7 protein-coding genes are annotated in these 7,933 nt (G+C 66.9%); 5 read left to right on the forward strand and 2 right to left on the reverse strand.

Annotation, left to right across the window (positions count from 1 at the left end; genetic code table 11):
- Positions 1 to 310 precede the first annotated feature (310 nt).
- Positions 311 to 574: a DUF1905 domain-containing protein gene (locus ACFUC1_RS00670; protein ID WP_379115948.1), complete on the forward strand. Its 264-nt coding sequence runs from the start codon at positions 311 to 313 to the stop codon at positions 572 to 574.
- A gap of 457 nt (positions 575 to 1,031) precedes the next feature.
- Positions 1,032 to 1,607 carry a hypothetical protein gene (locus ACFUC1_RS00675; RefSeq protein WP_379115949.1) on the forward strand — a complete coding sequence of 192 codons (576 nt, stop codon included), beginning with the start codon at positions 1,032 to 1,034 and terminating at the stop codon, positions 1,605 to 1,607.
- Positions 1,608 to 1,762: 155 nt separating this feature from the next.
- Here ACFUC1_RS00675 and ACFUC1_RS00680 read toward each other — a convergent pair whose 3' ends face one another.
- Positions 1,763 to 1,975 (reverse strand): hypothetical protein, encoded by a 213-nt coding sequence (locus tag ACFUC1_RS00680; RefSeq protein ID WP_379115950.1) that lies wholly within the window; start codon positions 1,973 to 1,975, stop codon positions 1,763 to 1,765.
- A gap of 476 nt (positions 1,976 to 2,451) precedes the next feature.
- On the opposite strand from ACFUC1_RS00680, the gene ACFUC1_RS00685 reads away from it, so the two are divergent.
- Both ACFUC1_RS00685 and ACFUC1_RS00690 read left to right on the forward strand, forming a co-directional pair.
- Positions 2,452 to 4,476, forward strand: a complete 2,025-nt coding sequence (locus tag ACFUC1_RS00685; protein ID WP_379115951.1) for an FG-GAP repeat domain-containing protein — start codon at positions 2,452 to 2,454, stop codon at positions 4,474 to 4,476.
- Positions 4,477 to 4,891: 415 nt separating this feature from the next.
- Entirely contained in the window at positions 4,892 to 5,218 is a 327-nt protein-coding gene (locus ACFUC1_RS00690; protein WP_379115952.1) for a hypothetical protein, read from the forward strand.
- 552 nt (positions 5,219 to 5,770) lie between these two features.
- Here the strand turns inward: ACFUC1_RS00690 and ACFUC1_RS00695 are convergent.
- A complete protein-coding gene (locus tag ACFUC1_RS00695; protein ID WP_379115953.1) occupies positions 5,771 to 6,289 on the reverse strand; it encodes a DUF4870 domain-containing protein in 519 nt (172 codons plus the stop codon).
- 342 nt (positions 6,290 to 6,631) lie between these two features.
- On the opposite strand from ACFUC1_RS00695, the gene ACFUC1_RS00700 reads away from it, so the two are divergent.
- Complete coding sequence (locus ACFUC1_RS00700) at positions 6,632 to 7,816, forward strand: M48 family metallopeptidase (protein WP_379115954.1); 1,185 nt, start codon at positions 6,632 to 6,634, stop codon at positions 7,814 to 7,816.
- Positions 7,817 to 7,933: the final 117 nt, after the last annotated feature.

Raw genomic sequence — 7,933 nt, forward strand, 5'->3', positions numbered from 1 at the left:
CTTTCGGTCGCGGCAGGCGCTCATCCTCCCTTGTCGGGTGACGCCTGATCTGAGCCGTGTCCGCCCGGCCGAGCACCCCCCAACCGCAAACCACTGGAACAGCGGACGAGGCTGGAGCTGGCGGCAGCACGAGCGGGCACATACGGCTACTTGTTCCACCGCTGGTATCCATCGCCTGGTGACTCCTGCTGCGGTTCGGCAGGCACAGCGTCATTGTCTGGACCCTTGCTACCCCATTGCACGCACCCCGGCAGCAGCGCGTCCTGTCATTCCGGCAAGTGAGCGCACCAGGAGACCTATCGTTGGGCGCATGACGACCTTCCGCACCGTGCTCCAGGCGACGGGTGGCAACAACGTGGGCATCGTCGTTCCCGAGGAAACGGTGCTCTCCTTCAACCGCGGAAAGCGAGTACCCGTCGTGGTCACCATCGACGGCGGCTACACGTACACGACGACCATCGGCGTGATGGGCGGCCGTTACCTCGTCTCGTTCAACGCTGAGACCCGCAAGCAGACTGGGCGCGGCGCGGGCGACGAGGTCGAGGTGGAGCTGGTGGCCGACCCGGACCGCTGAGGTTGTGTTCCCTCGGCTCGTGACGGTCTGACGACGTCACCACGTCCTCAGCCGCAGCGGCTCGCGGCGTGTTGGGCGTTGCGTCACCCCACGGGGGTGTGGGCGCGAGGATGTGGGGTGAGGGACCAAGAACCTGCGAGCCCGTGGGGCCGGCGTGTTGCCCCGTCGCTCGAGGGTGGCGCCGTTCTGGTGAACGGTGACCGCAGGCTGCTGTCCTACGCCGCTCTTCCCGCCCAGGGACCAAGCCCTATCGTGGCGCCGCACGCGCCGCCGCTGCTGAACGGCTGCCCCATGGTGCGACTTCGCCCGGCAAACGCAGCGCCACTCGCTACCGCTCGGATTCCGCGCGTCTGCGACGCGGCATGAGAGCGCGTTTCGTCGCAGACGCCCAGGGACCTGCGCCTCTACCCCACCCCGCGCGTGGCGAGGGACCCTGGACGCGATGAAGGAGGTCAGCATGTTCGCTCGTGTTCTTCGCGTGGTCGCGGTGGGGTTGGTGGCACTGTTCGGCACGGTCGCGGGGCTCTTCATCGCAGGTGAGACGTTCGCGGATCCCGGTGGGTGGGAAGCCGTGGTCCTCACCGCCGCATGGGCCGTGCCCTTGATCGCTCTGAGTGTCCTGGCGGTGGTGCGGCCCGGCCCCAGCTCGAGGGCGCTCCCCATCGTGCTGGCGGTGGTGGCTGTGTGGGTGATCGTCGACGGTCTCGCCCACGTCACTGACCGAGACGCCTGGGGTCCGGTCGGTGCCATCTCGATGTTCGCCGTCTTGGTCCCTTGCGGCCTGCTGGGTGTCCACCGGGCGGCTGAAGCCGGATGGCTCCTGCTGGCCGGTTCGGCCGCGCAGCTCGTGGCGACCGTGGCAGGCATGGACCGTGCTGGCGGACAGAGCCTGCGGTCCGCCCTCGGCGGTTCGACAGGGGCGATCGTCCTGCCGTTCCTGATGCTGGCGGCGGCGTTCCTGGCGGTCGCCGCGGCCGAGCGGTGGACGGGTCACGCCCACGGCGGTGACCAGAGACTCCGCCACGCCCACTGAGGCAATCCGCTCCGCCTTGGGCCAGCGGGACAGACAACCCCGAGCGGTCGTGGCTGTACAGCTCATCGACAAGACCGCGCGGATCGCGGCAGACGCATGCGGTGTGGGAAGCCTTCAGCCGGCCGTGGGTACGATGATGGTGTGGGGAAGGGACGTCATGGCGGCGGCGCCGACCATCGTGCCGACATAGTCACGTTGCCCTGGCGTTCCCGTCCGCGCGACACGCTGCGGGAGACGTTGGCGGGTCCCTCATGGCGCATCGTCATCTTCCCGTACATATTCGCTCCCATGATGATCGGGAAACTGCTTTGGCCGTTGTCGGGCGGCCCGGACACGTCACGAGTGGATTGGCTGGTCTTGATCATCACCCTTGTGCCTTGGGTGTTCTTGGCGGCGTGGACTCGAAGGCCGGCTTCATCCAAACCTTGACGTCGAAAGGCACCGGACGTCGCCGCCGTCCGAGCAGCCCCTAGATCGGCAGCGGAGGTAGTCGGAAGCGCAGAGGCGTCGGGCGCCTTTGAATCTCAGATACTGACGAAACGCGGCAGACAACGACGAGCCCTCAGCCGTGTGGGCGTTGTCGCGCTTCGGGAGGCCGGTCCTCTGCGCACATGTCCTGACCGGTCATGCCAAGGCGAAGTCTGCGTTGTCTGTCCAGAGATTTTCCTAACCAGCCACCCAGTCAGGATGGATTGGCCTAGGTTGTCGGCGCGGGACCGCGTGGGCTCCTGCCATGCTCGAACCTGGGGGGACGTTGTACCGTCGGAGGCTCGCAGCCCTGGTGTCGTGTGTGCTGGCCGCCCTTGTGGGCCTGGCCGTGGCCGCCCCGGCCCAGGCGAGTGGTGTGTCGATCACGATCACGAGTCCTTCGGTGAGGGACGTTGTCTCAGGACAGTTCACTGTGACGTTCCAGGTCGCGGCGACCGCCCCGACGCAGCTGTCGTCGTACGAGGCCTACGTCGGCCGTCGCCTTGTGCGGGGTTCGCTGCTCAGCTGCAACTCTGCGTGCACCTACCCCGTCAGCTTCACGGTCGACTCGGCCACCAGCACCTGGCCGGTGCTGCGGACGCAGTCGAGCAACGGCCAGATCGACGACGGACCGCAGCAGATCCAAGTCCAGGCCTACGGGTTTGGCACGTGGGTCGCGGCGGGGACCTCGACCGTCGTCGTCAACAACCTCCGACCCACCGTCGCGCTGGCGGCTCCGACGCTGCCGCCGACGGTCACGGACGGCCGCGCGCTGGCCGATAAATCAGTTCGACTCGAGGTAACGCCAGGGACGACGGCACCAGGTGCGGTGGTCACGGCCGTGGACGCGGTCTCGGGCCCGTACACCCTCACGACCATCGCACCGCTCCAGCCGGGTGACCCGTGGATCGTGGAGGCGGATACCAGTCAATGGCCGGAAGGGCCGGCCAACCTCGACGTCAGCGTTCTGGACAGCACGGGAAAGCGGAGCAACCCGGCGCCCCATGACCTCATGGTCATCCACGGCTTTACGCTCTTCGGGCCCGCTTTGGACACCCCCGTGTATGACGACGCCACGCCTCCAGTCGACCTCAGCTACGGCTACGGTCAGTACGTTGTGAACACCTGGCCGGTGCTAGTTGAGACCTTCGTGGACGGCATCTCGGCGAACCGCCAGACGTTCACCCAGGCCGACCAGTCGACCCGGCCGGGCGTGGTCACCGCGGTCGTCCCCGGCGTCCTGGCGGCGGGCACCCATCAAATGACGTTCGTGGTCACCGACAACCGCGGGATGAGCGAACAGCTGGTCCGTCAGGTGAGTGTGATGACCTCCGCCAGTGTCAGCTGGCTATCGGGCACCAACCAAGTGGGCGTCGTGGGTAGCCCGATGAGGCTGACCGCGCAGGCCAGCACCGCCTACGGGTCCGTGCTCGCTTGGCAGCTGCAGAATGCGGACACCGGTGAGGTGTTGACCATGCCGAGCTGCTCGGCAGACCCGTGCCCGACGACCCAGACGCAGACGTTGACGTTCACGCCTCGAACCGCAGGCGTCCTCCATCTGCGACTTCAGATCATGTTCGGGCCGGTCAATCGCCCTGCGAGAGTCCTGACCACGTCGGTGACCGTGTTGCCGGCGCCCACCGACTTCACGGGAGATCGCCAGCCAGACGTGCTGGCGCGAGACAATGCCGGCCGACTTCTGCTCTTCCGCGGGAACGGCAAGGGAGGCTGGGCAGCCCCCGGAGTCGTGATCGGTACTGGCTGGCAAGGCTTCACAAGTATCGTCAGCAACGGTGATCTGAACGGTGACCTCACCCCGGACATCATGGCTCGTGGCTATGCCGGGCAAATGTGGGTCTACGGCACGAATGGCCGCGGTGGTTGGTCGGGAACCGGCGAACCGTCGGCCCTCATCCTTCCGGGCTACACGGTCATCTCCGGGGTCGGCGACTTCGACGGAGACGGACACACCGACGTAATCGCCCGGGACACCGCGGGACGACTCTGGCTCAACTCCGGAAGTCGCTCCTGGCGCAACCCTGTCCAAATCGGCACGGGATGGCAGGGATTCACCTCCATCTTCTCCACTGGCGACTTCGACGGAGACGGTCACGTGGACGTCCTGGCTCGAATCTCCGACGGTCGCCTCATGCTCTACCGCGGCAACGGCAAGGGTGGCTGGGCCGCCGCTGGCAAGGTCATCGGGACTGGATGGTCGATCTTCACTGCCCTCGCCGGGATCGGCGACTTCGACGGAGACGGACACAGGGACGTCCTGGCTCGCACCTCCGACGGTCGGCTCCTTCTCTACCGGGGAAACGGTGCAGGCGGCTGGGCCGGCTCCGGGCAAGCCATAGGCAGTGGCTGGCAGGGGTTCAACGCCATCATCGGGGTCGGCTGACGCGCGACACCCTCCGGGGTCAGCCTCAGCGTGCGGGAACGCCCTCGCGACCACCAAGGTTCGCTCAACTTCAAGCGTCGAGATGGTCCGATTGTGCCCGGGATCTGGGAACTGGCCGTGCAGAGGCTCGTGGCGTTACCCCCTCGCGAACTGAGCTCTTGGACCCCGCACCCAGCGCTCGTGCGAGCGAGAACTCCACGGCGTCGTTGGAGGCACTCGTCGGCGCACCCAGGAGGACTGCGCTTGAGAACGAGATGCTGGACGGTCTGAACGAGGCTGATCCGGGCGGGCCGGGCTGCCGCCGACGCGGACTGACATATGTCAGGCATTCCTCGATTTGGCCTCAAGCGGGAGGGTGGCGGGCCTAGCGTGCCTCGTCGACGGGGACTACGACTACCGCAGGGGAGGCGGGATCATGGACTCTGAGCCGGGCGACCATGACGGTGTCGTCGCCGGGGACCACAGCCCACACGCGCGGATGCCCATCGGCACCTATCGGAAGCTTCGTCGCCAGATGATCATGTTGACGGTTGTGGTGGCGGGGCTGCTCGTCTTCGTTGTCGACAGCGTGGTGTCCGCCGTGCCGGATCGGAACTGGCTGGAGCTGTGCGCCGCAATACCGACTCTGCTTCTGCTGCTGTGGGTGCTTTACAAGATCATCAGGGGTTGGGTGGTGGCGCTGCCGGCTGTGAAGCCAGAGGATGCGCCCACCTCGATGCGGCCCTCGCCCGGCGGACACTGAGGACGTCATCGTGAGCAGGGGTGTTCTGGCTCGGCCACGAGGAACAACTCGGCAACGAGTCATCTCCGGCTGGGCCATCGCGGCCTTGTGGACGACGTACGGCACCGTGTCGTGGCCCGCGCACCCTGAGTGGCCTACCTGGCAGCACCTGTTGCACATGGTGCCCGCCCTGCTGTTTATGTCGATGGCACTTCGGCGCACGCTTAATCGCCGCCGGCAGCTCGCGGGTGAGGCCGCTGGCCAGAAGTAGGCAACCGAGCGACGCTGACGAAATCGCGTGTAGAACGTGCCTACTTCCGGTCTCGGCAAGGCCGCGGGTCGTGTTCGTCTGCGAAGGGGGTTACGAGCTCGCTCAGGGACACGGGGCGGCATTGCCTTTCATCGGGTTCGGCCTTCTAATGGCCGCCGTGGGAACGGCCGCCCTTCCGCAGGTGTCCAACATGCTCAGGAAGCGGTCGGCCAAGCGCCACGCGACGTAGTCCGTCCCTCCGCCGCTGTCGGCCGCCGGCAAGACCTCTCGCGGATCGCGGCATGAGCGGATGTTGCCGTCCGCTATGAGGGGGTGGCCCCCCGCATGAGCCGAATCGGTTGCGGATACCGCCACCAGATTCCCCGGCTTGCTTGGATCGCGCCCCGAATCGCGAAGGCAAACATGAGCCCGTCGATGAGTATCGCTCCCGGGATCGCGACGAACAGCCACACGGGTGGGTTGGGGTCGTCGGGGTTGAGTGCGCTGATCACGATGAGCGGACCCAGGATCAGGTTCCAGATGATGGTGAAGAGGATCTGAGCGTTCAGGGCCTCGGTCGCGTGGTGGCGAACGAATGGGTCATCCTTAGCGGCCGTGAGCCGTATGACGATGGCCGCGATGAGGGGCAGAGCCAAGAAGCTGAGGTGGGAAAGGACAGCCCAAGTGCGGTCTGCATGGGGCCGGGGCATGAGGTGCGCGGTCCAGCCGAGCCCATCCCACCAGCGAGTGTCACCGGCTCCGTCCATGTACCAACCCGGAGGCGGCTGCCGGGGGGTGCACGGTAGCTGTGGCTCTGTGGACTCCGGTTCGGCGTTGCTCACGGGCGGCAGTTTGCCGCATCGACGGGACCGACGTGCCGAGTCCGTCCTACCCCCCAACACCTCAGTTGATCATCCGGAGCGGGCATGGGAGCCAGCGCGCGTCGCGGCATGAGCGGACGTTGCGCGCTCAGGAGGCTGCCGACGTGGTCGCGTAGGGCTGAGTTCGGGAAACGTCGGTTCTGTTGGGGGTCCGCTCCCGTATCGTGTGCCGGCGTGGGGGCCAAGGGTTCGTCGTCAGTGGTGGAGTGTCCTCGGTGCGGCGCCGATGTCGTGCAACCCGTGGCGTCGTCCCGTCCGTGGTGTGTGTCCTGTGAGTGGGGCCTGCGCGAGTACGACCCGGCGATGGCACCGTTTCGCGGTACCAGCCTGCTGGGGCGGGTGGGGTTCTGGCAGGGTCGCCGGCTCGACGAGCGGCTGCTTCGGGAACTGAGCAGCGACCCCGTCCAGACACCGCAAACGTCGTTGGGCTTCTGGTGGCTGCTGGGGATGTCCCTGATCGTCGTGGTCCTGGACCTGGCCTGCCTCGTGGCGGCCGTGTGGGTATGGGTGGAGACGCCTTGGCCCAAGGGTGTCCAGCTGGTGGTGAGCTTGGGATTGCTCGGACTCGCCGTCGGCCTGTTGCCGACACCCATGCGGGCGCCCAAGGCGGGTCGGATCCCCGACGGGCAGGGAACTCGCCTTCGAGGCCTGGTCGACGAGGTCGCAGCCGCAGTCGGTGCGGAGACGCCGGACCTCATCGTGATCGACCTGAGTGTCAACGCAGCCGTTGCCCGCTACGGGTGGCGCCAGCAGACGCTCCTCATCATCGGGGCGCCGCTGTGGGCGATGCTCACGCCCGCCGGTCGCCTGGCCGTGCTCGCGCACGAACTCGGTCACATCGTCAACAAAGATCCGATGCGCTCGGTGCTCACGTTCCCGGCCCGGAGCTTCGGCGCTCGGGCGATCGCAGCCACTGGCGGTCGAAACCCGTGGGCCCGAGCTCTGGCTGGGACTGACAGGGCCGCGTGGAGCGGGGCCGGGCTGGGGGGTGTACTGGTCCATGGGTCACTTGCCCTCATCAATACCTTCGGGGCCACGATCCAGCTGCTCGTCGACAGCGTCGCCATGCCCGACAGCCGCCGTGCCGAGTATCTGGCCGACCTCAAGGCGCGGCAAGTCGCCGGTAGCGAGGCGTTCATCGCCAGCTCGGAGCGGCTGCTTCTCAGCGACGGGATCCTGCAGGACCTGTGGGATCTCGCACCACGCCTGGAGGCCCACGAACTTCCTCAGGCCATCGAGACATCAGCTAGGCGACAGGCCAAAGACCTAATGAAGCACAGGCAGGCGACGCTCCGGTCCACCGACCTCTGGAGCACCCACCCGGCCGAAGGTGACCGGATGACCCTCGTGGAGGCCCTTCCTCAACTCCCAGCCAGCCTGCACGTGTCGGGCGAGACGTGGGACGCGATCGACGCGGAGATGTCCGCTTGGTACGCGCACCTCCATCGCAAGCTGCTGGGCACCCGCGACCGCATCGCCGCTAGCTAGTCGGCATACGCACGGTCCGCGGTGTCGACGACGGTTGAAAACGAAGCCATAACGACGGTCGAAAACGAGGCCACCCAGACAGATTGGATGGGTGATCTCTGTGGAGGATTGGGCTCT

Origin of the sequence: Pedococcus sp. NPDC057267 (genome assembly GCF_042668795.1) — a bacterium.
Taxonomy (GTDB): Bacteria; Actinomycetota; Actinomycetes; order Actinomycetales; family Dermatophilaceae; genus Pedococcus.

Coding starts and splice junctions, on each gene's coding strand:
- ACFUC1_RS00670 (WP_379115948.1), top strand. CDS start 311: ATGACGACCTTCCGCACCGTGCTCCAGGCGACGGGTGGCAACAACGTG.
- ACFUC1_RS00690 (WP_379115952.1), top strand. CDS start 4,892: ATGGACTCTGAGCCGGGCGACCATGACGGTGTCGTCGCCGGGGACCAC.
- ACFUC1_RS00700 (WP_379115954.1), top strand. CDS start 6,632: ATGGCACCGTTTCGCGGTACCAGCCTGCTGGGGCGGGTGGGGTTCTGG.
- ACFUC1_RS00675 (WP_379115949.1), top strand. CDS start 1,032: ATGTTCGCTCGTGTTCTTCGCGTGGTCGCGGTGGGGTTGGTGGCACTG.